Raw genomic sequence first — 25,029 nt, 5'->3', positions numbered from 1 at the left:
TATTTCAACTAATCATTTGACTAATCTTTCTTTTTAAACAAGTCTCCAATTGTAAAGCTGTCATCACCAAGAGTATAGCTGACTACATCTTTACTGCTTGTCTTTTCCTTGGTTTCAGCTTCTGTTTCTATAATCATTGAAAGCTTGATAGTCTTGTTCTTTCTGTTTATGTCAATTATCTTGCATTCAACTTCCTGATCCTTTTCAAGAACCTGTGCAGGAGTTCTTAGCTTGTCTTTCGAAACCTTGTTTAAAGGAACAAATCCATCAATCTCATCATCAAGCTGGATTACAGCACCTTCTACAGTCATGCTCTTAACAGTTCCGCTAACGATGTCGAATCTTTTCTTGTCCTTTGTGTATTTTGCAAAAGGATCTTCAGAAAGCTGTTTCATGCCCAGGGAAAGCCTTTCGTTTTTAACATCTATCTTAAGTATTTTTACTTGAATCTCGTCACCTACATTAAGGACATCTTCAGGAAGATTCACCTTGTCCCATGATATGTCGGATACGTGAAGAAGACCCTGTACATTCTCTACCTGTACAAAAGCACCAAAATTTGTGAGTGATACAATCTTTCCAGTTACTATATCGTCAACCTTGTTGTTTTCATCAAATATTTCAAAAGGCTTTTGAAGGTTTGCTTTAAGGCTTAAAGACATTCTTCTCTTCTCAACATCTTTCTTAAGAACCTTAACCTGGACCAAATCTCCTATAGACAATACATCTGAAGGATGCTTGATTCTGTTCCATGATATTTCATTGATATGAAGAAGTCCTTCAATGCCGTTGATTTCAACGAAAGCACCAAAATCAGCAAGTCTGTTAACCTTACCTTCGTAAGTTTCCTTGATTTCAAGAGCTTCCCATGCAGCCTGTTCAACTTTTCTTGCTTCATCAAGCTCTATTTTCTTTCTTGAGAATATCAGCTTGTTCTTGCCGTTTTTCATCTTAGCTTCAATTATTTCAACTTCCATAGTCTTGCCGGCAAAATCTGCAGGTTCAACATTTCTGTCTTTGGAAAGATGCGATCTTGGAATGAATCCACTGAATCCTTTAAAGTTGGCTATTGCACCTTTTTCATTTGTCTTTCCAACTGTGATTTCTATTTTTTCACCTTTTTCGAAAAGCTCAACTACTTCGTTCCACTTACTTTCCTGTTCGAACTGTCTTCTGGACAATACAACATTGCCGTCATCACTTGTACTGCTGACAACCACTGCTTCTATTTCATCACCAACATTTAGTATAGTGCTCAAGTCTTCAACTTTCTCTAGTGTATAGTTTTCCTTTTCAATTATTCCGTCACTTTTGTAACCAAAATTCACCAAAGCTGAATCCGGATTAACAAGGATTACGGTTCCTTTTATTTTTTTGCCTGGATAGATCTTGACAAACTCAAAATTCTCCAGCAGTTCCTGCATCTCATTTTTTTCTGACATTTAAAATGACCTCCTCGATTACCCATAGTGGGGTGGATGCTCCCGCGGTAATACCTAATCGTTTTGTGTTTTTTATTAAATTATAAGGAATTTCATTAGAGTTTTCTATCCAGAACGTATTCTTACAAATTTCCTTACCAATTTCAAATAATTTTTTTGTATTGGAGCTTTGTTTGCCTCCAACAACAAGCACAATGTCGCATTCGCCTGCAAGTTTTCTACAGGCATTTTGTCTACGCTCGGTAGCGTTGCATATGGTGCTTTTAAATATAATATCATTATTTGGTGAATTATTAAAGTATTCTTTTATTTTATTGAATTTATCTGTATTATATGTTGTTTGAAATACTATGCAGCTTTTTGACAAATCTTCCTTGTGGTTATCAATAAAATCATCAAGGTCTGAATAAATATATGCCTTACCTGCACTCCAACCCTTGATACCAATGATTTCAGGATGATTTTCGTTGCCGAAGATTATTATGCTGTACCCATCGCTACTGTACGATTCCACTATTTCATGTATTTTCTTGACCTTTGGACAGGTTGCATCAATAATTTTTATATCATTGTATTTGCAGTACTCATAGGCAGCTTTGCCCACTCCGTGAGACCTGAGAATAAGGGTGGGTTTTTTGCCTTCTTTAAGATCAAGGCTTTCAAGGTCATTTATGACCTTCAGTCCCCTTTTTTCAAATCTTTCCACTACCCGCCTGTTGTGTATAAGCTCCCCAAGACAATAAAGCGTATCGTAGTTGTTTAAAGCTTCATTTGTCATATCAAGGGCGCGGTCTACACCAAAGCATGTTCCGTAGTAATCCGCCATGATTATTTCCATTATGATGTTTCTCCATCTTTAAGACTATATATTTTTCTCATTATGCTTTTGCTTATTTCCACATAATCAGATGATTCCAGCTCTTTAGGGTTCAGGTCTCTAAAATCGAATTTTTTACCATAGTAAATATCCACCCTGCTGAATGGCCTGAATTTTGATTCTACGTACACCGGCATTATTGTGGCCTTTGATTTTACAGCCAGCATTCCGATTCCGCCTTTTACAGCACTTTCATCATACTTTTCCATCCTGGTCCCTTCCGGGAAAATTCCCAGAGTATGGTTCCCTCTAAGTATTTTAAGTGAATTCTTTATAGCGGACAATGAATTCCCGCTTCTGTCAACCGGGAATGCTCCAAGGCCTCTGTTGAAAGCTCCTATAAAACGATTTTTAAAGAGCTCCTTCTTAGCCATGAATCTGATTCTTCCCTTGAAGGTTATGGCTATCATTACAGGATCAAACCCGGTTCTGTGGTTAGAACATACAATGAGAGGTTCTCCTGTATTTACCCTTTCATCTTCAGAATGTATCTTTATGCGGAATATCATCCTGCATAATACAAATAGAATGCTTCTTACAATATCATAAAGAATCATAAAGCGCTTACCCCTCCCTTGATGCAGTTTACCATTTTTTCTACAACTTCATCAATAGTCATGGAGGTTGTATCTATTTCTATTGCATCGTCAGCCTTTGAAAGAGGAGCAATTTCCCTGTTCTTGTCATTGAAATCCCTCTTTTTAATGCTGTCTACAATCTCTTCAAGGGTCGTATCCATTCCCTTGTCAATCATATCCTTGTATCTTCTTTTACCGCGTTCTTCCTCGCTTGCCGTAAGATAAAACTTATAATCTGCATTTGGGAATACCACTGTTCCGATATCCCTTCCTTCAAGAACTATGTCTTCATTTAAGGATATGTTCCTCTGCATTTCAACTGCGAAGACCCTTATTTCAGATTTGCTGGAATAGTGGGAAGTTTTTTGGGATATGGATTCAGTTCTGATTTCATCATCGACTATCTTTCCATTAAGGAAGATATGGTCCGTTGTATACTCCATATCAATTTCAGAAAGAGATTCTGCAAGTAATTCCTTGTTTTCTACATCTATATGCCTATTGCACAAATCAAGAGTTATAGTTCTGTAAATGGCTCCTGTATCAAGATACATATAACCCATCTGCTTGCTTAGCTTTTTTGCAATAGTGCTTTTTCCCGCTCCGGCAGGTCCGTCAATTGCTATAATCATATTATCCTTTCCTGTCCAAATCAGTTCTAAGACGACTTGCGTTTTTTAAATATATATGATTCGGTTTTCTGTCATCCATTCTTGCAAACATAAGAATCCTAATGCATTTTCTAAGGCTTCCTTCCACATGCATTTCCTGCATGCACATGTAGGTGGGATTTTCCAGTCCTATTTCCCTTGCGTGCTTTGCGGGATATGATTTAGTCAAATCATTTGTTACTGAGAATATAATACTTTCTATATCATCGTGGTTCAATGAATTTTCCTCGATGATACATTCAAGCAGTTCAACAGTACTTTTTCTAATATCATCTTCCGTATTGAAGTCTGCTGTAATTGCACCTCTAATTGTCTTCATAAAAATCACCTCTAACATTATATTATAAAAAGGTCTTTAATTCAATAAAAATATCATTATAAGAACAAAAAATGAATTAGTTAATGCAAGAAAAAGAAAGTTTCTTTAACTTTCTAATGCTATAAAAAAACCGGTTATAAAACCGGTTTTAATTGTTTTCTTCTTCTTCAAGAGGCTTTTTGTAAATGCTGTATCTGTGCCATACATCTTCCAGCAGATCAAAATACTGTACTATATCATCCTTTTCTCTCATTCCAACGGCCATTATAAGAGAGTTTATCACAGCCATAGGTGTCACCAGGGAATCAACGAATGAAACCATATTGCTCTTTCCCAGCAGGGCTATGTCAGACATGGAGTAGAACGGTGAAGATTCAGTATCTGTTATAGCCAAAATTTTTGCATTCTTGTCCTTGACAAAATTCACTGCATCAAGTGACTGTTTTGAATATCTTGGATAACTTATGATTATGAAGAGATCATCTTCGCTTATTCTTACAACTTGCTCAAAAAGTGAATTTGAACCGAAATTGAGTACCTTGACATTGTCAAGGATTACATCAAGATAAAATCCAAGGTACAGTGCAAGGGTATACGATACCCGCATTCCAAGAATATATATCTTTTTTGCATTGAAAATCAAATCCGCTGCTCGTTCAAGCTGTTCCTGATCAAGTTCTTCCTGGTAATTTTTCAAAGAAGTAATTTCATTTTTTAGAACTTTTTTGATGAATTCGTCAGAATCCTTTTGATCTTCTTCCAGGGAAATTCTCTGGACAGTCGTAAGCTTGTTCTTGATCATTACCTGAAGAGCTTTCTGCAACTCAGGATAGCCGTCAAAACCAAGCGCAGTTGCAAATCTAACCACAGTAGATTCACTGACATCAACTGTCTGTCCTATCTTGGCGGCAGTCATGAATGCCGCCTTGTCATAATGTTCAATTATGAACTGTGCAATAGCTTTCTGTCCCTTGCTGAATTTAAAATAGCTGTTTTGAATAATTCTGACTACATCATCGTTGGCTTCTATATTCATAATATCATCCTTCATGTTAAATTATAAAAGAGATACACCTTTGCTGAAAGCTTCTTTATTGACGTTTTCAGTTCCTGGAGGAACCCTCTTGAGCACTGCTGACAATATATTTTTCTCGTCAAGGATGTCAAGAATATTGCTGATTGCACCCAATGATACAATATTGGCCACCATAGGCTTTTTCATCTCTTCTATTGCTGTTTTTAGTATTGGCAGCTTGTAAATTTTTGCATCAGTAGCAAAATGATTATCAATGCTGTCATCTATAACTAGTATACCATCATTTTTTAATGATGCAATATATTCATCATAAGATTTTTGAGTAAGGCATAGAAGAAGATCGCATTGCTGAACCTTCGGGTAATTGATTTCTTCAGTGCTTATTATTACTTCCGCCTTGCTGGCTCCACCCCTTGCCTCAGGTCCGTATGATTGAGACTGCACTCCGTTTATACCCTGTATAAGACTGGCATCAGCAAGGATGATTCCTGCAAGGATAAGTCCTTGTCCGCCTGAACCACTTAATCTAATTTCATATTTCTTAGACATATTAGTTCTCCTTTTTAAATCTATCGATAATTTTTTGATATTTAGCTGTATATTCCTCTTCAGGCTGGTTGTAGAATTCACCCATAAGAATCTTGCATTCTGCAAGCTCAGGCTTCTTCTCGGCAACCTTCACATCTACGAAGTCGTTTTTCAAATCTTTAAGCATTTTAACAGCACTACCCTTCTTGTTCTTTCTACCATAGTATGTAGGACACACGCTTACTGCTTCCACAAATGAGAATCCTTCATTCATGATTGCTTTTTCAATAAATGAAGTAAGCTGTTGTGCATGATATGCTGTAGCTCTTGCTACATATGTAGCGCCTGCAGCATTTGCAAGATCGCAAAGGTCAAAGCTCTTGTCTATGTTGCCATATGGAGCTGTAGTTCCATAATCTCCCGATGGAGTTGTAGGAGAGTACTGTCCGCCTGTCATTCCGTATATATTGTTGTTGAATGCAACCGTTGTTATATCTATATTTCTTCTTGCGGCATGGATAAGGTGGTTACCGCCTATAGCCGAACAGTCTCCGTCACCGGTCAATACTATTACCTTGAGATCCGGTTGAGACATCTTGATTCCTGTTGCAAATGCCAGGGCCCTTCCGTGAGTAGTGTGAAGAGTATTGAAATCCATGTATCCTGGAGCCCTTGATGAACATCCTATACCGGATACTATACATACATTGTCCTGATCAAGACCAAGATTATCTATTGCCCTTGCAACTGCGTGCATTATTATACCGTGTCCGCATCCCGGGCACCAGATATGAGGAAGGTTGTCTTCTCTGAAATATTTTTGTACCAATTTACTTGCGTTCATTATAATACCTCCTTAGTAAATTCATATAATTCACCAGGGTTTAATGGTTGTCCGTCTATTCTTCCGTAGAATTCGACCTGACAGTCAGGTGCTGCAACTCTTTGTACTTCACCAACATATTGTCCCATGTTCATTTCAGCCACTATTACCTTCTTGGTATTTTCAGTAAGCTTAACAAGCTGTTTTTCAGCCAAAGGCCATATTGTTATTGGTCTGAACATTCCAGCCTTGATTCCTTCTTTTCTCAAGTTCAATACAGTTTCCTTTGCAGCTCTTGAAGTGGCACCGAAGGCAACAAAAGCAACCTCTGCATCTTCAAGCATGAATTCCTCATATTTCACTATGTCGTCGATATTGTTGTCTATCTTGTCCATGAGTCTGTGAATAAGGTCGTGTGATATTTTTGCATTAGTACTTGGGAATCCAGTTACATCATGAACAAGTCCTGTAACATGGTAGTGGTATCCGCTTCCGAAATCCGCCATAGGAGGAATTAGATCTTCTTCAGGCTGGTATGCAAGATACTCGTCCTTGCTGCATGTAGGTCTTTTTCTATCTATGATTTCCATTGATTCCTTAGCGCTCAAATCAACTTTTTCTCTCATGTGTCCGATTATTTCATCCAATAGAAGGATAACCGGAGTTCTGTATTTTTCAGCCATATTGAAGGCATCGATTGTTGTTGTATATATTTCCTGTACAGAGTTTGGATACAGAGCAATCACAGGATGGTCTCCATGGGTTCCCCACTTGGCCTGCATAATTTCTCCCTGTGCCGGTGATGTAGGCAGCCCTGTACTTGGACCTCCTCTTTGCACGTTTACTACTACACAAGGTATCTCGGCGATGCATGCATAACCGAAGTTTTCCTGCTTAAGTGAAAATCCAGGTCCGCTTGTGGCAGTCATTGACTTCTTGCCTGTAAGGGATCCGCCGATTGTTGCAGCCATTCCTGCAATTTCATCTTCCATTTGTATAAAGTGACCGCCTACCGTAGGCAGTTTTTCAGCCGATAATTCAGCCAGTTCAGTTGAAGGAGTAATGGGATATCCAGCATAGAACTTCATTCCTGCTGCAATAGCACCTTCAATACATGCTTCGTTTCCCTGTAGTAATTTAATATTATTGCTCATCAGATACCTCCTCAAGGAATATTGCCAAATCAGGGCATCTTAGTTCACATAAACCGCAGAATATGCAATCATCCGGTCTAGTGACATCAATGATTCCGTTTTTCAGTTCCAAAACATTTTTAGGACAGAATTCAACACAAATTCCGCAACCTTTACACCATTTTTTATTAGTAACTATTTTCTTGGGCGCGCCCATAAAGCTACCTCCTATTAATAAATTCACCTAAATCATAGCACTGCAAAATTCATTTTGCAAGAAAAATTTCATGAAAATATTAAATTGCAGGATGGGTGTCATTCGTTGCAAAATCCCCTGCTAAACTACAATATTCTACACTTTTAAACAAAAAAATGCATGCAACATTTATAATGTGTCATGCATTTTTTGTATTATAAACAACTCCGGTGGATAATTATTAATGTTTATGAGTCGGTGGTTTGCCACCTTGTATCTTTTGCTGTCCAGACTGCTGAGATAGTCAAACAGACTGTTCCTTTCAACTGAATTGTCATGGCCCAAATAAGCCGCAATGAAGATATAGCCTTTTTTTCTAAGGCGTTCAAGTATCGCTTCAACGGATTTTAAGGTTGTATCAAAAGCAGTTGAAATCCTGCTTTCGCTGTTGGGAAGGTATCCCAGATTGAACACGGCAACGTCGATAGGAACATCTATAAAATAACCTATTCGACTGTGACAGTCCATTATTATCTCATAGTTGTCATAAGCGCATTTTTGCTCAAGAAGTTCAATTGTAGCTTTTACAGCTTCTTCCTGAAGGTCAAATGCAAACACTTTGCCCCTTCCCTTCATGATATTGCATAAAAATAATGTGTCGTTGCCTTTGCCGGCAGTACAGTCGACGGCAACCATGTCGTCTTTAATCAGGTTTTCTATCATGAATTGATAGTATCCTACTATATTGAAGAAGTTTATTTTCATTCCATTTCCTTCAAATACTTGACTTCATCGTCTCTTAGATGTCTCCACTGACCAGAAGGAAGTTCACCAAGACTTATCTCGCCAATGGATATTCTCCTCAGATAAACAACCCTGAAGTTAAATTTTTCAAACATCTTTCTGATCTGTCTGTTTCTCCCTTCAAGTATTGATACCTTGAGAACCGACTTCCTGTCGTCGTCGCTTACAAGAGACACCTTGCAGGGCCTGGTCCTGTAGTTGTCGATATATACTCCCTTCTTAAGCTTTTCTATTGTCTCATCATCTATTAGCCCGTTTATCTTTACAATATAGGTTTTATAGATATTGTGTTTTGGATGGGTAAGCTTGTAGGTCAAATCACCGTCGTTTGTAAGAATGATAAGTCCGCTTGAATCATAATCAAGTCTTCCCACCGGATAGATCCTCTCCTTTATGTCAACAAGGTCCAGTACCGATGGTCTGTCAAACTGGTCCTTTACAGAGGTTATATATTTTATGGGCTTGTTGAGTATTATATACTTCATCTCCTCTTCAAGACTTATGTTCTTTCCCTCCACTTCAACAATATCTACAGAAACTTGAACCTGTGTGCCGGGTTCCTTTACAGTTTCTCCATTGATTTTTACTTTTCCTTCAAATATTAATTCATCAGCTTTTCTTCTGGATGTGTATCCTGAATTGCTGATGAATTTATTTAATCTCATTTTATTCATTTATTCACTCTCGTTTATTATTTTTTCCATGTTATCCATGTTTTCCTCAAAGCTTAGTGCCGGAAGGTTGTCGATTGATTCCAGTCCAAAGTGTGCCAGGAAATGGTCCGTAGTGCCGTATAGGCTTGGTTTTCCAGGCTTGTCCAGCTTGCCTTTTATGGCAATGAGTTTTTTGTCGACAAGACTTTTCAGTATGTAGTCGGACTTCACTCCCCTTATCTGGTCTATTTCAATTTTGGTTACAGGCTGCTTGTAGGCTATTATGGAAAGCGCCTCCAAGGCGGAATGTGAAAGGCTGTTTCTTGTATTGGGCTTGAAGAGTTGATTGATAAATGGGAAATTCTCATTTTTTGTCTTCAGCTGGTACATTTCATTGGCCTTTTTCAAGACTATTCCCCTGTTTTCAGCCTCATATTCTTCAGCCATTTCAACAAGAACGCTTTTTGCCGTTGAGGGCTTGATATTCAGTATCTTGCTGATTTCGCTGATCCTTATGGGTTCACCCCAGGCAAACAATATGCTCTCAATTATGCTTTTCATCCTGTTTTTATTCATGCAACCACCTAATCTTTGTGTCCTTATATAACTGTTCAACTACGCTGCCTTGATAAGATATATTTCTCCAAAAGTGTAATCCTGAACAAGTTTCAAATTCTTTAATTTTGACATTTCAAGAATGCTCAGGAATACAGCTACTATAAATTTTCTTGACTTGTTGGAGGAAAAAATTTCCCTGATGCTAATTTTTTTCAATAAGCCGAGCTTTTCATTTATTATTTCCATACAGTCTGTAATTGTAAACTCATCCTTTTGTATTTCAAAAGTGTATTCCTTGGGCTCATCTTCCCTGCAGTTTTTCAACAGTTCCTGGAAGGTGTACATAAGGTCATACACGCTTATCCCTTCAAAAAGAAGCTGTTCATTAAGACTGGAGTCGTACTGTATTTCTTCGGCAGGCTTGCCTACAAATTCCTTTTCCTTTTCTTCCTTGACCATTAGAAGCTCTGAAACGCCTTTGAATACCTTGTATTCAAGAAGCTGGCTGACAAGATCTTCCCTAGGGTCTTCCGATCCTTCCTTTCTAGGCAGAAGCATCTTTGACTTGATTTCAAGGAGAGTTGATGCCATGAGAATAAACTCGCTGGTTACATCCATGTCAAGATCCTGTATAGCATCCACGTAGCCTATATATTGCTCCGTTATTTCAGATATGGGTATGTCGTAAATATCCACTTCATTTGACTCGATGAGATAAAAAAGGAGATCAAAGGGGCCGTGGAACTTATTTAGATGGACTATATATTTCAATTTCCTACCTGCCTTCTAAGGTCTGTAAAGCCTGCCTGGTCCACAAGACCGATTATTGTTTCCTTTTTCTTTGTGGGACTGCTGCTGAACTTGTATGAACTCATGAACATATCTCTCAGTTCACCTTCAATTCCTTCCCTGTCCGTATAAATCACGCCAAGGATTTCCCCCTTTTCCACCCGGCTTCCCGTTTTCTTATGCAGCAAAATGCCGGCTGAATAGCTTATATCCGATTCCTTGGTTTCCCTTCCGGCTCCGGTCATCAATGAACAGATGCCTATCTTTTCTGCATCGATTGCTTCAATATATCCATCTTTCGGACAGATCATTTCATATGAATACTTTGTTGATTCGAATCTGTCGGTTTCATCAATATATGAAACATCTCCCCCCTGGGCGGAAACAAATTCCCTGAACTTATGAAGGGCGCTTCCCGATTCAAGGGCTTCCATTGTCATGGATTTGCCGTCTTCGATATCGGATACAATTCCCGTAAGCTTAAGCATTGCTGAATTCAGGAAGATGCAAAGTTCCGTAAAATCCCCTGGTCCATTGCCTTTCAGCGTGTTTACCGCTTCAATGACTTCGAGGGAATTGCCTACAGCCATTCCCAAGGGTTCCTCCATGTTTGTAAGGACAACCCCCACGTTTCTGTTGAAGCCCCTTCCTATGCTTACCATAGTTTCGGCAAGCTCAACTGCATGTCCAATGTCTTTCATGAAGGCACCGCTTCCTATCTTTACATCAAGCATTATATTGTCTGCACCTGAAGCAATTTTTTTTGACATGATGGAACTTGCTATGAGGGACATGTTGTCAACTGTTGCCGTAACATCCCTCAGTGCATATAGTTTCTTGTCTGCAGGCACAAGATTTGCTGTCTGCCCTGCAATTGCAAACCCTACACTGTTGACTACAGATGACATTTCCTCCTTGGAAAGGTTGATGTTGAATCCGGGAATCGACTCAAGCTTGTCAAGGGTTCCTCCCGTATGTCCTAGTCCTCTTCCGGACATTTTGGATACCTTCAGGCCGCAGGATGCCATGAGGGGCAAAAGAGCAAGGGATGTCTTGTCCCCGACACCGCCCGTGCTGTGCTTGTCTGCCGTTATCCCTTCAACATGTGAAAGATCCACCACATCCCCTGAATTTATCATGGCTTCAGTGAGGTTTATGGTTTCTTCAAGGTCCATTCCCTGGAAGTATATTGCCATGAGCAGAGACGATATTTGATAGTCCGGAATATCGCCGGATACATACCCTTCAATTATATGGTTGATTTCATCCTTTGAAAGCTTTTCTCCATGCTTCTTCTTTGTTATCAAATCATAGACTCTCATTTTATCAGCTCCTGACTAAGTCTCTTAATATGCTTTTATCTTCAAAATCGATTTCGATATTGAAATTGTCAAGTATGGTACTGGCAATGGTATTGAATCCCTTCATTGTTTTCATGTCTGTCGATATTATATTCTTGGTGTAGCACAACAGAGGAACGTATTCTCTTGAGTGGTCCGTGCTGTCTGTTGACGGGTCGCAGCCGTGGTCGGCTGTAATCATCAAAAGATCGTCATCCTTCATGGCTGCAATTATTTCGGGAAGCCTGGAATCAAAATACTTGAGTGCCTCGCCGTAACCCTGAACGTTGTTCCTGTGGCCGTAGAGCATGTCGAAATCCACAAGATTGGTGAAAATCAAGCCGTTGGATCCACTCTTGATTTCATCTATCGTAGCCTCTATTCCATCTGCATTGTTTGTAGTGTGAAGGGCTTTTGTAATGCCCACATGGGCGAAAATATCCTCAATCTTTCCAATGGCGACAACATCAAATCCATTTTCCTTAAGCAGGTCAAGCATTGTCTTGCCTGTTGGAGGAAGGGAATAATCCCTTCTGTTTTCAGTTCTCTCGAAGGAACCAGGACTTCCTGTGAAGGGCCTTGCTATTACCCTTCCCACACCATGCTTTCCCTTAAGCATCTTTCTCGCCTTTTTACATATGTCGTAGAGTTCCTCAAGGGGCACTATGTCCTCATGGGCAGCTATCTGGAAAACACTGTCTGCAGATGTATATACTATAAGCTTGCCCGTTTCCATATGTTCACGTCCAAGCTCTTCTATGATGGCAGTACCTGAAGCGGGCTTGTTTCCAAGGTATCCCCTTCCCGATTCCCTTACAAATTCATCCATAACCTCATCGGGAAAACCTTCGGGGTAGGTTGGGAAGGAACTCTCGGACACCAACCCTGCAATTTCCCAGTGTCCCGTCGTAGTATCCTTGCCTTTTGACATTTCCATGAGCCTGCCGTAAATTCCGTTGGTTATTATTTCATAGTCCTTTATTTCATCAAGTCCCTGGATATAGGTAAGGCCCATCTTTTCAAGGTTGTCAAGATGGAAATTCTCATTCCCCTCATATACATGAAGGATCGTATTGCTGTTTTCATCTCCGTAATCCGCGGCATCAGGCATTGCTCCAACACCTACACTGTCTAAAACAATAAGAATAACTCTGTTAAACATATGTTACCTCCTTAAGATCTTGGATGTGTCCTCTTGTAGATTTCAAATGTCTTGTTCTGCTTGCTCTTCAAGTATGATTGTATCATGCTGATGTTGTTTTGTCCGAAAAGGGAGTTTAGAGTTCCTATGTCGGCACCGTTTTGCAGCAGGTGGACAACGAAGGAGTTCCTGATAATCTGTGGAGTTATGTCCTTTTCGATGTTTGCAGATTTTGCATAGCTTTTTATGATTTTCCAAAAGCCCTGTCGGGACATGCTTTTGCCGTTCACATTGAGAAAAATTGCATCCTCTCCTTCTTCAGGATTCAAGGATTGCCTGTGCCCTTCAAGGTATGCTTCAAGATGCTTTTTAGCGGTTTCACCTACAGGAACATGTCTTGAATTCTTAGTCTTTACTATTCTAAGGCTGTCTGTGAACCTTGAGTATGAACTTATTTTCAAATTGAGGAGTTCACTCACCTTTATTCCCGTGGAATATAAAAGTTCAAGCATTGCCTTGTCCCTGCATCCCTTCACCGTATCGATATCAGGCATATCAAGGAGTTTTTCAATTTCCTCCACAGTAAGAAACTGAGGCATCTTTTTTTCGATTCGGGGTGCCTGAATGCCGGTTGAAGGATTCTTTTCCACTAATCTTTGGCTTTCAAGATATTTGTAAAATGACTTTATTGACGAAAGACTTCTGGATACCGTAGAGGCATTTTTTGATTTCTTCTGCATATCCAGCACATAGGTCAAAATCATTGTTTTTGTAACTTCAGTCAATTCCTTTTTATAGCATTCTTCAATATATGTGTTGAAACTTGTCAGATCCCTTATATATGCCGAGGAAGTGTTTTGGGAGAAATTCTTCCTCGTTTCAAGGTATTCTGCATATTTTCTTATATGTTCATTCATTATTACCTCCGGTACTATATATAGTACCATCTATATAATACCACATACTATATATAAAGTGGTAGTTTAATTGCAGTGATTTGTTTTATAGTAAAGAAGTCCTGCTATGGTTTTTGAATCTGTTATTTCCCCGGTGCTTATGAGTTTGACCGCTTCGTCAATATCCATTTTTACAACCTCTATAAACTCATCGTCGTCGCATTCAAGATATGCTTCCTCCAGGTCTTCTGCAAGATACATATGAATTATTTCCGTGCAGAATCCGGGAGAAGTCGAAAGGTCAAACATGCGGGTGATCTTATTGGGTTTGAACCCCGTTTCTTCAATGAGCTCCCTTACGGCGCATTCATCGGGATCTTCATCAAGCTCAAGCTTGCCTGCGGGAATTTCAATGAGCACTTCTTCCACGGCCTTTCTGTACTGCTTCACAAGCAGCACTTCGTTTCTATCATTTACTGCCACCATTGCAACAGCACCGTTATGCTCTATAATCTCGCGCTGTGAGGTGTTTTTGTTGGGCAAAAGCACCTCGTCAACCCTAAGATTGAGAATCTTTCCTTCATATATCCTTTTTGTCGATATTGTTTTTTCTATCATAATCTTCTCCGTTATTTTATGGTTTTGATGAGTTCTTCAGCATTCCTGACGGAATTTTCCGTAATGTCAAGGCCACTCAAGAGTCTGGCAACCTCGTTGATTCTCTCTTCCCTGTTCAACTTTTCCACTGAAGACCATGTCTTGTCATTGTCCGATTTTTTCTCTATCCTGAAATGGGTATCGGCAGCAGAGGATATCTGCGGCGAGTGAGTTACGCAGATTATCTGATGGGTTTTCGACAACTTGCTTATCTTGTTTCCCACTAGATGAGCCGTTCTTCCGCTGATTCCCGAATCTATCTCGTCAAATATCATAGTAGGGATATCATCTATTTCATTGATTATCGACTTGATTGCAAGCATTATCCTTGAGACCTCACCGCCGGACAGTATCTTTTCAAGTTCCATAAGCTCCATTCCAAGATTTGTGGAAATAAGAAAGACTACATTGTTTTTGCCGTAGCTGTTGAAATTTTCCGTATCATCAACTTCAACCTTGAACCTTGCATCTTTCATGTTCAGGGAGTGAAGCTGGTTCTCAACAAGTTTTTCAATGCTTGCAGCCTTTCTGTTTCTGGCCGCCTTCATTGTATCCGACAATGATTCCATTTCTGCAACAATGATGTCAAGATCGGCTTTCTTTTTTGCAATGGCATTTTCAAGGTCTAAAAGTTCCAAAAGTTCTCCTTCTGCCTTTTCCTTGAATGCCAGTATTTCATCGGTCTCCATGTTGTATTTTCTTTTCAGGCTGTTCAGCAGGTCAAGCCTTTCCGTAAGATAGCTGATCCTTTCCTGGTCAACGTCCTTCTCTTCAAGATAGCTGATGATGTCATATGAAAGCTCCTGGCAATTATCCATTATAATTCCAAGGGTTTCGTCAAATTCGCCTATCTTTGGATCGAATCTGGAAACCTTTCTCAAGAATCCAATTGACCTTGAGAGGTTTTCAATTACAGAATCTCCTTCTCCGCTTATTATATTGAGGGAGTTGTTAAGACCCACCTTTATATCGTTTATGTTTGACAATACAGACAGCTCTTCCAGCAGGTCTGCATCTTCCCCCACCTTAAGTGAGGCATCCTCTATTTCACCTATCTGGTATTTGAGATAGTCAATTTTGGCATACTTGTCACTGCTGCTTTCTTCAAGGGTTTTGAGCTCCGATTTAAGATTTTTATAGATGGAGAACTTTTCGGAATATTCCCTGAGCACTGAAGACATTTCTTCGCCGCACATCTTGTCAAGGATGACAATGTGTTCATCCCTGTTGAGTATTGACTGCTGCTCGTATTGTCCGTGTATGTCCAGAAGATGCTTCGATATCCTTTTCAGATAGGATATATTTATCATAATGTCGTTGATTCGTGCCGTGGAGCGGCCGTTGCCGTGAACTTCGCGGGTAATGATGATTGTATTGTCTTCCACATCAATATTGTTATCCGAAAGTAAAGAAACAAGGGGCGAATTTTCCTCAACAAAAAAGCTCCCCTGGACAACCGCCTTGGAGCTTCCCTTTCGTACAAAGTTCTTATTGGATTTGCCTCCCAAAAGCAGATTCAAGGAATCTATTATCATGGACTTGCCGGCACCTGTTTCTCCTGTAAACACGTTAAAGCCTTCTGTGAAATCTATGAAAATTTTCTCAAATATGATAAAGTTCATTACGCTAAGGTTGAGAAGCATCGTTTCCTCCTAGTTTATGAGACTGTACAGGTTGCTTATTATCTCATCTACAGACTCAAGACTCTTGCATGCCACAAAAACAGTATCGTCACCGGCTATGGAACCGCCTATGTCGGTTATCTGAAGAGAATCAATTGCAGAACCGCATATCTGAGCAGCTCCGGGTATTGTTCTAATTATTACAATGTTCATTGCCGCATCTATGGATACGATGGAATTCTTGAATATTCTAACAAGCCTGTCTGAAATTGAATTCTGGCTTTCCTCTATTGTTCCGTACTTGTACTTGCCTGACTTTGCCGTAACCTTTATCAGTCTCAGTTCCTTTATGTCCCTTGAAATAGTCGCCTGGGTCACATCTATTCCAATGGCTTTAAGCGCTTCAGCCAGATCCTCCTGTGTTTCTATTTCCTTTTCGTTGATCAGTTCAAGAATCTTGGACTGTCTTGCATATTTTTTCATAATATCTCCTTGTTTTATTTATTGTAAACGGAATCCATCCGCTAAATTTCTTCCTTAAATATAATATATCCTATTATTGCATATTTATACACATATTTCAATTGTTTAATTCATTTAGAGCAAAATTTACAATTTTTTCAGCATCTATTTCAATATTGTCGTCCCTGGTTGTGAAAAGTGCAAGATATTCTATGTTGCCCTTGGCACCTTTTATAGGAGAAAAGGTCACCGACTTGCAGAACAAGCCATTTTCCCTTGCATAATTAACCACCTTCTGAATAACCTCAATGTGGACATTGCTGTCGCGGACTACGCCGTGCTTTCCCACCTTTTCCCTTCCGGCTTCAAACTGGGGCTTGACAAGGGTTACAATCTGTGAGTCGTCGTTTGAAAGCTTCCTGATATTGGGAAATATATGCTTAAGGGATATGAAGGAAACATCAACGCTGAAAAAATCAATGCTCTCCTCTATGGTATCGGTGTCAAGATTCCTGAAGTTGCACCTTTCCATTACCACTACCCTGTCATCGCTTCTAAGCTTCCAGTCAAGCTGTCCATATCCCACGTCTACCGAGTATACCTTGCTTGCACCGTTTTGCAGCATGCAGTCAGTGAATCCTCCTGTGGAAGAGCCAATATCCATGCAGATTTTATCGTCCAGAACAAGTCCGAATTCAGCTATAGATTTTTCCAGCTTGAATCCTCCCCTGCTTACATACTTGTCTCTTTCCTTTACCCTGATTTCAGCGTCAACCTCCACCATGGCACCGGCCTTGTCCACGATCACATTGTTTACAAGGACATTTCCTGCCATGAGAGCTCTTTTAGCTTTTTCACGGCTGTCAAAATACTTTTTTTCAGTTAAAAGAACATCGATTCTTATTTTTTTACTCATTTTTCACCTATACTCTAAATTTTATGATTTTATGGATCTGGCGGAGAAATCTTGCCGCAGTCATGACAATGGTCTTTGACTTGTTTATCGCCAGATCCTTGCCAAGGGCCTTGCCTCCTACTGTAAGTCCTGCTATGACGCTGCTCATGAACACGCTCATGAGAGAACCGCTTACGAAGCCGTGCCTTTCTATAAGGCTCAGCACTATTATGGTGCCTGCAGCTCCGCTGACTATGCCTGCTATATCTCCTATGACGTCGCTGCAAAAGCTGGACACCTTGGAAGCGTTTTTTGTTATGAAAAGGCAGTATCTTGCTATTTCCACCTTTTTGGCTGCCATGGCATGAAAGGCTTTTTCGTCGGATACGGCTGAAGCCACTCCGATAATATCAAAAATAACACCTATACCTATTATTGCTATAAGTGTCAGGAATGCAAAATATATATTGAGATTTTTCAATATGGATTCTGAAGTGAAACTAAAAAATGATGCCAGAATTATAGTCGACACCGTTACTATCAGAATCCAGTGATTTTTTGTTTCCTTGTTATTGCCCATTGATTTCCTCAAATTAAAATTAAAATGGCGGTACGAATAGTAAATTTTACGGCTTAGGTTCAGTTGGATTTCCCAAGGATCAACCCTTTGTCGCCAAAAGGCGGTTCCCCTTTAATGACACTTCTGCAAAGTTGCCTGTTACAGTACTGAATTACCACTTAGTCCGCACTACAATCCTTTTCATACCTTCTTGCGAATCAGTCTAGGAGTTTTCCTCCACAGCTTCTCTATCCTCTAGCCTCTTTTGCAGTAAAAATTTCAGCAGCATGGTTCGTCAATGCATGAGCTCCTGCATCTTTGAACTTTAATCTGCATCCCATTTTACCACTCAAGGCAGGCTACACTGCCGGCAGGATTGCTGCCGGACAGGTTTTCCTATTGCTAGGTCTCCACGATAGTGGGGTCCACGCCCACATGCCGTTGTGGATCGCCCCATCTACCTTACTCCCAGAAAAGACCCTCGACTGGGCGTCGAAAGCCAAAACCAGAAACTTCATCGATTTGCCCTTTGACGGATTTTTAGGCCCGCCCTCAAGAATAGATATACTGACTAGAATACTGAGCCATTCTTCAAAATTATATCACAGGGAGATATTTATTTCAATTCCTCGCCTATTGTTTCAAATTTGTTTTCAGCCTTCTCTACAAGATCCTTGCAGTACTTGTACAGCTTCATCCCTTCCTCGTAGTTCTTTACAGCATCATCAAGGGTCAGGTCCGTATTGTTGAAGGACTGTACCATTTCATCAAGTTTTTTCACAGCTTCTTCAAAAGTCATTTTATTCATTGTCTTTTACTCCCGAATCAAGAATTTTGGCTTTAGCAAACTCATTTAAATTTTCAATGACCACAATGTCATCCTTTTTAATATCTGAGATATTTCTGACAATCTTGTTGTCACTGTCCTTTAAAAGAACAAAGCCCTTGTTGAAAATTTCAGCCATGTTGTTTTCTCTAAGTTTAATATGCATTTCATTAAGAATACTGTTTTTATCGCTGATATATTTAGTGAAACATCTAGATATATCACCTTTCTTCATCTTAATTATATCATATTTCCTGTCGAAAATTCTTCTGCCGTCTATGAAATCAAGCCTTTGTCCAAGTGAGTTTACATAATATTTCCTTCTATCAATATAGTCGCAAGCTCTGGAGTTCAGGTTTTCCAACATGTATGGCAGATTATGAACCATGAGCTTGTATTTTCTCATTACATATTCGGCTGCCGCAGTAGGAGTCTGTGTCTCCTTGTCTGCTATAAGGTCAGCTATGGTCATGTCGCTTCCATGCCCTATGCCTGTCACGATGGGAGTCTCGGATTTATATATGCTGGCTCCGATTATTTCATCATTGAAGGTATCAAGATCCACCTTGGATCCTCCTCCCCTTGCTATGATAATAACGTCGCATTTCTTCCTGGAGTTGAAATGCTTGATTCCTGACACGATATTGAACACTGCCGACCGCCCCTGTACGAATGAATTGTAAAAGAAAACATCCAAGCCTACACTGCATTCCCTGAAGACTCGTTTTATGTCTTCCACCGCGGCCCCTTCGAGAGATGTGATTACACCTATCCTCTTCGGACATTCAGGAATAGTCTTCTTGTGCTCCATATCGAAGTATCCCATTTTTTCAAGCTTCTTCTTAAGCTCCGAAAGAAACAGGCTCTCTTCACTTTTAGCCTCTTCCACAACCTCGCTGACTATTATCTGGTAGGTGCTTCGCTTGTCATAGGCTTCCACCTTGCCCTTCAGCACTATCCTTGTCCCTTCTTTTAGAGCAAGGGACTTATGGAAGGATACGCAGTTGATAATACTGTCCTCATCGGCAAGAGAAAAGAATTTAAAGCCGTTTTTGGACTCCCGGTAGTCTCTTACATCACCGGTGACTATAACGTTGCTTAAAATGGGATTGCTGTATAGAATCTTCCTTATATAGGCATTGAGTTCAGACACCTTAAGTGGCTTCAGCTTCATAATATCACTCCGTCCCGGCTGCAAAAAAGACAGCTAAAGCTAGCTGTCCTGATCCTTGCTTCTGCTTAAATTTCCAAGTATCCCGTTAATGAACTTGTGGGCGTCCGAGTTTGAATACTTCTTGCTTATTTCCACAGCCTCGTTTATTGATACGCTTACAGGGATGCTTTCGTCGTATTCCATTTCACAGACTGCAAGCCTGAGGATTGCAAGGTCAACCTTCGCTATCCTGTTAAGCTTCCATCCGTTGGAATACTTTTCTATGGATTCGTCAATTTCAGTCAGATTGTTGACGAAATTGTCTGCCGTTTCGATGAAGTACTTGTCATCAACCTTCATCTCAAGGGATTTCACGTATTCTTCAGCATTGAATCCTTCAATCTTATCAGTCATATCCAGCTGATAAAACAGTTTCATAAGTTCTTCTCTGGTTTCTTTTCTACTCATTAATCTTCTTTAACCTCTTCAGTTTCCTCTTCCACTGGTTCTTCCTTGGGAATCACAACATTTTGTACTATAACATTAACCTTTGTTACGTTAAGACCGGTCATGTTTTCCACTTCCCTCTTAACCTTGGACTGTACCTGTTCGGCAACATCATGTATCTTGAAACCATAATCTATGGTAATTGTCATGTCAATAACGGCATCATTATCCTTAAGTTCAACCTTAATGCCCTTAGTGTAGCTTTTCTTGGTAAAAAGACTGGAAAGTCCGTCAACAAAACCGCTTGCGGCAGAATTGACTCCTTCTATTTCGGAAGCTGCTATGCTTGCAATTATGCTTATAACCTCATCCGATATTTTCACCTGTCCGTCGTTCAGCATTTCATGTTTTTCACTCATAATAATACCTCCTTCCGCTATTTGAAAAGAAAAAAGGGAGAATAATCTCCCGTTTTATTCTTCGTCAAATTCCACTTCTTCAATGTCCTCGTCAAGCTCTTCGATGTCAAACTCTCCGAATACTTCTTCTTCAAGGATTGTAAGATCATCATCCATAAGCTCAACATACTCTTCCATTTCAGCTTTCTCTTCATCCATATCGTCAAGAGTTTCGATAATGTCTTCAAGAATTTCAGCTATTACAGAAATTGCCTTTCCTTCCTTTGTAGTCTCTTCCATTTCCATTCCGTCAATAAGACCGTTAAGGTATGCAACCTTTTCGTACAAGTAATCCATATTACCCTCCTATACTCTTGACAGGTATTCACCTGTTCTGGTATCGATTTTTATTTTATCGCCAATTTCAACAAACAGCGGCACCTGGACAGTAGCTCCAGTTTCAACCTCTGCAGGTTTCTGTGCTCCCTGGGAAGTGTCTCCCTTGAATCCAGGCTCAGTATGTACAACCTCAAGCTCTACAAAGTTTGGTGCCTGTACCTCGAAAGGCTTGCCCTGGAAAAATCTCATTATCGCAATGTCATTTTCCTTAAGGAACTTGATAGCCTCTTCCACCTGGTCATGGTTGAGTGCGATCTGCTCGTAAGTTTCAGAATCCATGAAGTGGTAAAGCTCTCCGTCTGAATAGAGATACTCCATTTCCTTTGTTTCTATGTGGGCCTTGGGGAATTTCTCAGTCGGGTTGAAAGCCTCGTCCCTGATAGCTCCAGTCATTACGTTCTTAAGCTTCGTTCTGACAAATGCAGCTCCCTTTCCCGGTTTAACGTGCTGGAAGTCTATTATCTGCCAAACTCCGTTATTCCATTGTATAGTGATTCCTTTTTTAATATCACCTGCTGATATCATATTTCCTCCTGTTAATGTTTATTCTAATAATAATATTCTACCGGTGTAGGGTACTATTGTTATTTCCCTCTTGTTACCGGTTGATGTATGAAGTATGGTGATGGTCTGTGCATGCTTCGGTGTCCCGTTAGCATTGAACATAATGCTGTTGTTGTCAAATGCTATTTGATATCCATCTTTTAAATTAACGGTTTTATAATACTTTGGCATTCCATTTGAATATTTTATACTATATCCATTGTCTGACAATACAATATTGAATGACTTGATTGGTTCAAGCATGTCTTCAGATTTGACCATTCTAATGTCATAAGTCATCTCTTTTGCTATTTTATCCAAATAAAATAAATCAATGTCAATATTTGGGACTGTAATTAGTAATAATATAGAAATTAAAGCAAAAATACATATTAATTCGATCAAAGTGTACCCTTTACTATCCATAGTCGATACCAATCCTAATAAGAATTATTGTTGTAAATTTAAGTAAAAAGCATTTGAATATATGCACAAGCATATCAATTATATACTAAAGAATAAGTTAAATCAATACAATAAAATCACTTGATAAAATTTTTCAAAAAAAGCACTGAAATGATTCAATATTCAAGGTCTATTTGAACTTCCTTTGAAAGTAAAGCAGCAATTCAGTTCATATTTCTCATATACACAACATTAATTAAATTGTATGATGAATCGCCTCTTTCCAGAACCACCTCATAACGTATATTGTTATTATCAGGGCTTGTAAGATTGAACGATACCACATCTTCCGCAAGAGGGACTTTCCCGGTACCTATTACAGTTTTTTCGACATAAAGAGTATTATTGGCCTCCAGCGTGAATTTAATTTTAGGACTGGTTGTACCGGGATCATCGTCATTATCTTTAAGTATGATTTCCTGGTCATCATAATCAAATCCGTAAGCCTGTGATATCTCTGTATTCAGAAAATTGCTGATCACCTGAGCTTGATACTGAAGTTCATTGGAATTATCTATTCTGTTATTGTTGCGAATATTTCCCAACAGGATAGAAAAAACAAGAACCATGACAAACGAAGTCATTCCCAGAGCTATTATCATTTCTACAAGCGTCAGTCCCTTATTGTCAATTTTAGTCATATGTAACACTCCAGTTTTCACGATGAATCAGATTTTGATCTTCAGGGAGAACTATTTCATCAATAACCTTCTCAGTAGGAAGTTCGTCAATATATTTCAATGCTGGTTTAAAGGCATTTTCAAGGTCTACAGCAGCCTTATCATCCGAACTGTATACTGACTGCGTCAAATTGGTCATTGGAGTATTTGTCAAAGTAATAGATTCATTCTCTGCATCAAGATGAATATCATCAAAGGCAAGCAGAGAACCCTCTATTGAAGTACTTCCTGTAACATTTATTTCTCCGGTTGCCAGAAATACACCCTTGATGCATCCTACTCCTGCCTGAACGGATTCATAATTTATTTTAACACTTGAAGGTACGTCGCCGTCAACGACAATAGTGGTACCTTGTTCAGACACGTAATAATCCTGATTTTTTTTTGTACCTTGATATGGATATCCATATATATCCAATGATTTTTCATTTTCATTTGATGTATTTGATGAGTAGAAGATATCGCTATATTGAAAAGGATCATTTGTGTTATTCATACCTGAAAGATCATAAAGAAGCTGGATTGGTTGAATATCTTCAGCAATTACTGTTGCTACACTCATCGTGTCGTAAGTTGATTTATTGACATTTTTGGCATCCTCTCCAATATTCTCCAAAGCTGCCTCCATTTGGCTTATGAAAGAGCCTCCTGCTTCATATACCCCGAGACCAAGTGTGGCGACCCTGAATTCATCTGATTCCTTATCTTTACTCCAAGAGATGGAATCAATATTACTTGCGGCAGAAGAATCTTCAAGGTACAGTTCATTGACATCTGATATTGAAACTTCTTTAGAATTTGTGTCGTAGCTTCCATATACAGCAAGATTATATCCATTCATGTTCATATTGAAATCATCCTCAGCTATCAAATCGCCAAAAATGATAATATCACCATAAACTTCTATATCACCATCTAAATATAAATCTCCTTGAACAACAAGAGGACGCTCCAGCAAGGGATTATAGGGATCAATTTCAGTATATATGCTTTCTTCCGTTATTACGGTAGATATATCAGGAGTTGCTATGACCAAATCCATGTAGGTGCTCCTGGAAATACCTTCACTCATATAGGATGATTTAACCTGAAGAGTCAATTCGTTTGATGAAAATCCCGGAACACTGGCTAGAGCAATAGTAGGTTTTATACTGTTCGATGAATACAGAAGCTTTGAGTCATCATAATCCAAATTGTTAGCCATAAGGTATTCACGATAATCAAGTAAATATTTCGATTCAAAATATTTCTTGAACTCATCATCCAGTGCATCGTCATAAAATGGCTTGTTCAATATAGTAATAAACTCGGTTTCCGTAACTTGACTGCCATCGGGATGACAAAGCGAAGTGAATTCACCATCTTTTGAATAATTGTTCAATGCAGCATCCAATATCATTATGAAATCATGTGAATCATGGTAGGCAGTATCATAAATTTTCATTGAAAGAGCATATATTTCATCAAGACCGGATTCACTTGAATAAAAATTATTGCTGGCAATAGTATTTTTCTTGCTGATTTTAAGGTTTGTCATTGATGTAGCCATAAGAGTAACACCAAGTAACGATAGAATAGAAACTACGAAAATAAGTAATATTAATGAGGAGCCTCTATTGTTGATTTTTTTGAACATTATTCTCCGCCTCCTGATAGATTGACTGCCAATAATTTAGTTCCTTCTGTATACTGCAGTATGTCTCCATTGTCATTTTTCATGGTTATTTCAATAAAGTACAAAGTATCGTCTGTAGAAAATTGGGACAGCTGATATTCGTTGACAGGATTGATTTTATAATACAAATTTGTTTCTCCCTGAAATTGAGTACTAACTCCATCGAGGGCTAAACTCTCGAATTCTGTTTTGGAATAGGATTTAATGGTTTCAAGAGTTTTCTGCACATCCGACAAAGAGCTTATTTCAGTTTCAGTGGATTTATTGATTTTAGCAGATACAATAAGAAGATTAAACATAGGAACAATGATTATTGAAAATATAGCTATTGTGAACAATATTTCCAAAATAGTAAAACCCTTATTGTTTTTTAATATATTTTTCATGATATGTCCATCCATAATTTTTAAATATATAATAACACACTATTTATTTATATACCACCTGAACAGTTAATTATTCAA

At 39.1% G+C, this 25,029-nt stretch carries 32 protein-coding genes; all 32 read right to left on the bottom strand.

Annotation, left to right across the window (positions count from 1 at the left end; genetic code table 11):
• Positions 1-20 precede the first annotated feature (20 nt).
• Positions 21-1,442, bottom strand: a complete 1,422-nt coding sequence (locus BUB05_RS04205; protein WP_073047658.1) for a S1 RNA-binding domain-containing protein — start codon at positions 1,440-1,442, stop codon at positions 21-23.
• Positions 1,426-2,280 carry a 4-hydroxy-3-methylbut-2-enyl diphosphate reductase gene (locus BUB05_RS04200; protein ID WP_073047655.1) on the bottom strand — a complete coding sequence of 285 codons (855 nt, stop codon included), beginning with the start codon at positions 2,278-2,280 and terminating at the stop codon, positions 1,426-1,428. The genes BUB05_RS04205 and BUB05_RS04200 overlap by 17 nt, the downstream gene beginning before the upstream one ends.
• Complete coding sequence (locus tag BUB05_RS04195) at positions 2,280-2,876, bottom strand: lysophospholipid acyltransferase family protein (RefSeq protein WP_073047652.1); 597 nt, start codon at positions 2,874-2,876, stop codon at positions 2,280-2,282. The genes BUB05_RS04200 and BUB05_RS04195 overlap by 1 nt, the downstream gene beginning before the upstream one ends.
• A complete protein-coding gene (gene cmk / locus BUB05_RS04190; protein ID WP_073047649.1) occupies positions 2,873-3,529 on the bottom strand; it encodes a (d)CMP kinase in 657 nt (218 codons plus the stop codon). Before cmk ends, BUB05_RS04195 begins: the two co-directional genes overlap by 4 nt.
• Before the next feature lies 1 nt (position 3,530).
• Positions 3,531-3,887 carry a chorismate mutase gene (gene aroH / locus BUB05_RS04185; protein ID WP_073047646.1) on the bottom strand — a complete coding sequence of 119 codons (357 nt, stop codon included), beginning with the start codon at positions 3,885-3,887 and terminating at the stop codon, positions 3,531-3,533.
• A gap of 148 nt (positions 3,888-4,035) precedes the next feature.
• Complete coding sequence (locus BUB05_RS04180) at positions 4,036-4,917, bottom strand: MurR/RpiR family transcriptional regulator (protein WP_073048220.1); 882 nt, start codon at positions 4,915-4,917, stop codon at positions 4,036-4,038.
• Between the two features lie 27 nt (positions 4,918-4,944).
• Complete coding sequence (locus BUB05_RS04175) at positions 4,945-5,472, bottom strand: 2-oxoacid:acceptor oxidoreductase family protein (RefSeq protein ID WP_073047643.1); 528 nt, start codon at positions 5,470-5,472, stop codon at positions 4,945-4,947.
• Between the two features lies 1 nt (position 5,473).
• Complete coding sequence (locus BUB05_RS04170; protein ID WP_073047639.1) at positions 5,474-6,295, bottom strand: 2-oxoacid:ferredoxin oxidoreductase subunit beta; 822 nt, start codon at positions 6,293-6,295, stop codon at positions 5,474-5,476.
• The gene (locus BUB05_RS04165; RefSeq protein ID WP_073047636.1) at positions 6,295-7,428 is read right to left on the bottom strand and encodes a 2-oxoacid:acceptor oxidoreductase subunit alpha; all 1,134 of its coding nucleotides are present in this window, start codon (positions 7,426-7,428) and stop codon (positions 6,295-6,297) included. The genes BUB05_RS04170 and BUB05_RS04165 overlap by 1 nt, the downstream gene beginning before the upstream one ends.
• A complete protein-coding gene (locus BUB05_RS04160; protein ID WP_073047633.1) occupies positions 7,418-7,624 on the bottom strand; it encodes a 4Fe-4S dicluster domain-containing protein in 207 nt (68 codons plus the stop codon). Before BUB05_RS04160 ends, BUB05_RS04165 begins: the two co-directional genes overlap by 11 nt.
• A gap of 168 nt (positions 7,625-7,792) precedes the next feature.
• A complete protein-coding gene (gene mnmM / locus BUB05_RS04155) occupies positions 7,793-8,368 on the bottom strand; it encodes a tRNA 5-(aminomethyl)-2-thiouridylate-methyltransferase MnmM (protein ID WP_073047632.1) in 576 nt (191 codons plus the stop codon).
• Entirely contained in the window at positions 8,365-9,072 is a 708-nt protein-coding gene (locus tag BUB05_RS04150) for a pseudouridine synthase (RefSeq protein ID WP_094762732.1), read from the bottom strand. Before BUB05_RS04150 ends, mnmM begins: the two co-directional genes overlap by 4 nt.
• Positions 9,073-9,081: 9 nt before the next feature.
• Positions 9,082-9,636: an SMC-Scp complex subunit ScpB gene (scpB, locus tag BUB05_RS04145; RefSeq protein WP_073047619.1), complete on the bottom strand. Its 555-nt coding sequence runs from the start codon at positions 9,634-9,636 to the stop codon at positions 9,082-9,084.
• Positions 9,637-9,675: 39 nt separating this feature from the next.
• A complete protein-coding gene (locus tag BUB05_RS04140; protein WP_073047616.1) occupies positions 9,676-10,389 on the bottom strand; it encodes a segregation and condensation protein A in 714 nt (237 codons plus the stop codon).
• Positions 10,386-11,729: a thymidine phosphorylase gene (locus BUB05_RS04135; RefSeq protein WP_073047614.1), complete on the bottom strand. Its 1,344-nt coding sequence runs from the start codon at positions 11,727-11,729 to the stop codon at positions 10,386-10,388. The genes BUB05_RS04140 and BUB05_RS04135 overlap by 4 nt, the downstream gene beginning before the upstream one ends.
• Before the next feature lie 4 nt (positions 11,730-11,733).
• Positions 11,734-12,909, bottom strand: coding sequence for a phosphopentomutase (locus tag BUB05_RS04130; protein WP_073047613.1), 1,176 nt, complete (start codon positions 12,907-12,909; stop codon positions 11,734-11,736).
• An 11-nt stretch (positions 12,910-12,920) separates the two neighbouring features.
• Positions 12,921-13,805, bottom strand: coding sequence for a tyrosine-type recombinase/integrase (locus BUB05_RS04125; protein ID WP_073047610.1), 885 nt, complete (start codon positions 13,803-13,805; stop codon positions 12,921-12,923).
• A gap of 66 nt (positions 13,806-13,871) precedes the next feature.
• Positions 13,872-14,402 carry an NUDIX hydrolase gene (locus tag BUB05_RS04120; RefSeq protein ID WP_094762700.1) on the bottom strand — a complete coding sequence of 177 codons (531 nt, stop codon included), beginning with the start codon at positions 14,400-14,402 and terminating at the stop codon, positions 13,872-13,874.
• An 11-nt stretch (positions 14,403-14,413) separates the two neighbouring features.
• Positions 14,414-16,084 carry a DNA repair protein RecN gene (gene recN / locus BUB05_RS04115; RefSeq protein ID WP_073047606.1) on the bottom strand — a complete coding sequence of 557 codons (1,671 nt, stop codon included), beginning with the start codon at positions 16,082-16,084 and terminating at the stop codon, positions 14,414-14,416.
• A 9-nt stretch (positions 16,085-16,093) separates the two neighbouring features.
• Positions 16,094-16,546, bottom strand: coding sequence for an arginine repressor (locus BUB05_RS04110; RefSeq protein WP_073047603.1), 453 nt, complete (start codon positions 16,544-16,546; stop codon positions 16,094-16,096).
• Between the two features lie 97 nt (positions 16,547-16,643).
• Positions 16,644-17,441: a TlyA family RNA methyltransferase gene (locus BUB05_RS04105; protein WP_073047600.1), complete on the bottom strand. Its 798-nt coding sequence runs from the start codon at positions 17,439-17,441 to the stop codon at positions 16,644-16,646.
• A 7-nt stretch (positions 17,442-17,448) separates the two neighbouring features.
• Entirely contained in the window at positions 17,449-18,000 is a 552-nt protein-coding gene (locus tag BUB05_RS04100) for a hypothetical protein (protein WP_073047597.1), read from the bottom strand.
• Positions 18,001-18,595: 595 nt separating this feature from the next.
• Positions 18,596-18,787 (bottom strand): exodeoxyribonuclease VII small subunit, encoded by a 192-nt coding sequence (xseB, locus tag BUB05_RS04095; RefSeq protein ID WP_094762699.1) that lies wholly within the window; start codon positions 18,785-18,787, stop codon positions 18,596-18,598.
• Entirely contained in the window at positions 18,780-19,979 is a 1,200-nt protein-coding gene (xseA, locus tag BUB05_RS04090; protein ID WP_073047595.1) for an exodeoxyribonuclease VII large subunit, read from the bottom strand. The genes xseB and xseA overlap by 8 nt, the downstream gene beginning before the upstream one ends.
• Before the next feature lie 39 nt (positions 19,980-20,018).
• Complete coding sequence (nusB, locus tag BUB05_RS04085; RefSeq protein ID WP_073047592.1) at positions 20,019-20,426, bottom strand: transcription antitermination factor NusB; 408 nt, start codon at positions 20,424-20,426, stop codon at positions 20,019-20,021.
• The gene (locus tag BUB05_RS04080) at positions 20,426-20,824 is read right to left on the bottom strand and encodes an Asp23/Gls24 family envelope stress response protein (RefSeq protein ID WP_073047587.1); all 399 of its coding nucleotides are present in this window, start codon (positions 20,822-20,824) and stop codon (positions 20,426-20,428) included. The genes nusB and BUB05_RS04080 overlap by 1 nt, the downstream gene beginning before the upstream one ends.
• A 54-nt stretch (positions 20,825-20,878) precedes the next feature.
• The gene (locus BUB05_RS04075) at positions 20,879-21,160 is read right to left on the bottom strand and encodes a CD1247 N-terminal domain-containing protein (protein ID WP_073047585.1); all 282 of its coding nucleotides are present in this window, start codon (positions 21,158-21,160) and stop codon (positions 20,879-20,881) included.
• 9 nt (positions 21,161-21,169) lie between these two features.
• Positions 21,170-21,727 (bottom strand): elongation factor P, encoded by a 558-nt coding sequence (gene efp, locus BUB05_RS04070; RefSeq protein WP_073047582.1) that lies wholly within the window; start codon positions 21,725-21,727, stop codon positions 21,170-21,172.
• 18 nt (positions 21,728-21,745) lie between these two features.
• Positions 21,746-22,171, bottom strand: a complete 426-nt coding sequence (locus BUB05_RS04065; protein WP_073047579.1) for a prepilin-type N-terminal cleavage/methylation domain-containing protein — start codon at positions 22,169-22,171, stop codon at positions 21,746-21,748.
• A gap of 203 nt (positions 22,172-22,374) precedes the next feature.
• Positions 22,375-22,851 carry a hypothetical protein gene (locus BUB05_RS04060; protein ID WP_073047576.1) on the bottom strand — a complete coding sequence of 159 codons (477 nt, stop codon included), beginning with the start codon at positions 22,849-22,851 and terminating at the stop codon, positions 22,375-22,377.
• The gene (locus BUB05_RS04055) at positions 22,844-24,526 is read right to left on the bottom strand and encodes a pilus assembly PilX N-terminal domain-containing protein (RefSeq protein WP_073047574.1); all 1,683 of its coding nucleotides are present in this window, start codon (positions 24,524-24,526) and stop codon (positions 22,844-22,846) included. Before BUB05_RS04055 ends, BUB05_RS04060 begins: the two co-directional genes overlap by 8 nt.
• A complete protein-coding gene (locus tag BUB05_RS04050) occupies positions 24,526-24,951 on the bottom strand; it encodes a PulJ/GspJ family protein (RefSeq protein WP_073047573.1) in 426 nt (141 codons plus the stop codon). The genes BUB05_RS04055 and BUB05_RS04050 overlap by 1 nt, the downstream gene beginning before the upstream one ends.
• Between the last annotated feature and the right edge of the window lie 78 nt (positions 24,952-25,029).

The organism is Dethiosulfatibacter aminovorans DSM 17477 (assembly GCF_900142005.1).
GTDB classification, from domain to species: domain Bacteria; phylum Bacillota; class Clostridia; order Tissierellales; family Dethiosulfatibacteraceae; genus Dethiosulfatibacter; species Dethiosulfatibacter aminovorans.
This window is presented reverse-complemented; position numbering and strand designations above follow the sequence as displayed.

Excerpts from the sequence above, each read along its gene's own strand:
- BUB05_RS04205 (WP_073047658.1), bottom strand. The coding sequence starts at position 1,442 with ATGTCAGAAAAAAATGAGATGCAGGAACTGCTGGAGAATTTTGAGTTT.
- BUB05_RS04200 (WP_073047655.1), bottom strand. The coding sequence starts at position 2,280 with ATGGAAATAATCATGGCGGATTACTACGGAACATGCTTTGGTGTAGAC.
- BUB05_RS04195 (WP_073047652.1), bottom strand. The coding sequence starts at position 2,876 with ATGATTCTTTATGATATTGTAAGAAGCATTCTATTTGTATTATGCAGG.
- cmk (WP_073047649.1), bottom strand. The coding sequence starts at position 3,529 with ATGATTATAGCAATTGACGGACCTGCCGGAGCGGGAAAAAGCACTATT.
- aroH (WP_073047646.1), bottom strand. The coding sequence starts at position 3,887 with ATGAAGACAATTAGAGGTGCAATTACAGCAGACTTCAATACGGAAGAT.
- BUB05_RS04175 (WP_073047643.1), bottom strand. The coding sequence starts at position 5,472 with ATGTCTAAGAAATATGAAATTAGATTAAGTGGTTCAGGCGGACAAGGA.
- BUB05_RS04170 (WP_073047639.1), bottom strand. The coding sequence starts at position 6,295 with ATGAACGCAAGTAAATTGGTACAAAAATATTTCAGAGAAGACAACCTT.
- BUB05_RS04165 (WP_073047636.1), bottom strand. The coding sequence starts at position 7,428 with ATGAGCAATAATATTAAATTACTACAGGGAAACGAAGCATGTATTGAA.
- BUB05_RS04160 (WP_073047633.1), bottom strand. The coding sequence starts at position 7,624 with ATGGGCGCGCCCAAGAAAATAGTTACTAATAAAAAATGGTGTAAAGGT.
- mnmM (WP_073047632.1), bottom strand. The coding sequence starts at position 8,368 with ATGAAAATAAACTTCTTCAATATAGTAGGATACTATCAATTCATGATA.
- BUB05_RS04150 (WP_094762732.1), bottom strand. The coding sequence starts at position 9,072 with ATGAGATTAAATAAATTCATCAGCAATTCAGGATACACATCCAGAAGA.
- scpB (WP_073047619.1), bottom strand. The coding sequence starts at position 9,636 with ATGAATAAAAACAGGATGAAAAGCATAATTGAGAGCATATTGTTTGCC.
- BUB05_RS04135 (WP_073047614.1), bottom strand. The coding sequence starts at position 11,729 with ATGAGAGTCTATGATTTGATAACAAAGAAGAAGCATGGAGAAAAGCTT.
- BUB05_RS04130 (WP_073047613.1), bottom strand. The coding sequence starts at position 12,909 with ATGTTTAACAGAGTTATTCTTATTGTTTTAGACAGTGTAGGTGTTGGA.
- BUB05_RS04125 (WP_073047610.1), bottom strand. The coding sequence starts at position 13,805 with ATGAATGAACATATAAGAAAATATGCAGAATACCTTGAAACGAGGAAG.
- BUB05_RS04120 (WP_094762700.1), bottom strand. The coding sequence starts at position 14,402 with ATGATAGAAAAAACAATATCGACAAAAAGGATATATGAAGGAAAGATT.
- recN (WP_073047606.1), bottom strand. The coding sequence starts at position 16,084 with ATGCTTCTCAACCTTAGCGTAATGAACTTTATCATATTTGAGAAAATT.
- BUB05_RS04110 (WP_073047603.1), bottom strand. The coding sequence starts at position 16,546 with ATGAAAAAATATGCAAGACAGTCCAAGATTCTTGAACTGATCAACGAA.
- BUB05_RS04105 (WP_073047600.1), bottom strand. The coding sequence starts at position 17,441 with ATGAGTAAAAAAATAAGAATCGATGTTCTTTTAACTGAAAAAAAGTAT.
- BUB05_RS04100 (WP_073047597.1), bottom strand. The coding sequence starts at position 18,000 with ATGGGCAATAACAAGGAAACAAAAAATCACTGGATTCTGATAGTAACG.
- xseB (WP_094762699.1), bottom strand. The coding sequence starts at position 18,787 with ATGAATAAAATGACTTTTGAAGAAGCTGTGAAAAAACTTGATGAAATG.
- xseA (WP_073047595.1), bottom strand. The coding sequence starts at position 19,979 with ATGAAGCTGAAGCCACTTAAGGTGTCTGAACTCAATGCCTATATAAGG.
- nusB (WP_073047592.1), bottom strand. The coding sequence starts at position 20,426 with ATGAGTAGAAAAGAAACCAGAGAAGAACTTATGAAACTGTTTTATCAG.
- BUB05_RS04080 (WP_073047587.1), bottom strand. The coding sequence starts at position 20,824 with ATGAGTGAAAAACATGAAATGCTGAACGACGGACAGGTGAAAATATCG.
- BUB05_RS04075 (WP_073047585.1), bottom strand. The coding sequence starts at position 21,160 with ATGGATTACTTGTACGAAAAGGTTGCATACCTTAACGGTCTTATTGAC.
- efp (WP_073047582.1), bottom strand. The coding sequence starts at position 21,727 with ATGATATCAGCAGGTGATATTAAAAAAGGAATCACTATACAATGGAAT.
- BUB05_RS04065 (WP_073047579.1), bottom strand. The coding sequence starts at position 22,171 with ATGGATAGTAAAGGGTACACTTTGATCGAATTAATATGTATTTTTGCT.
- BUB05_RS04060 (WP_073047576.1), bottom strand. The coding sequence starts at position 22,851 with ATGACTAAAATTGACAATAAGGGACTGACGCTTGTAGAAATGATAATA.
- BUB05_RS04055 (WP_073047574.1), bottom strand. The coding sequence starts at position 24,526 with ATGTTCAAAAAAATCAACAATAGAGGCTCCTCATTAATATTACTTATT.
- BUB05_RS04050 (WP_073047573.1), bottom strand. The coding sequence starts at position 24,951 with ATGAAAAATATATTAAAAAACAATAAGGGTTTTACTATTTTGGAAATA.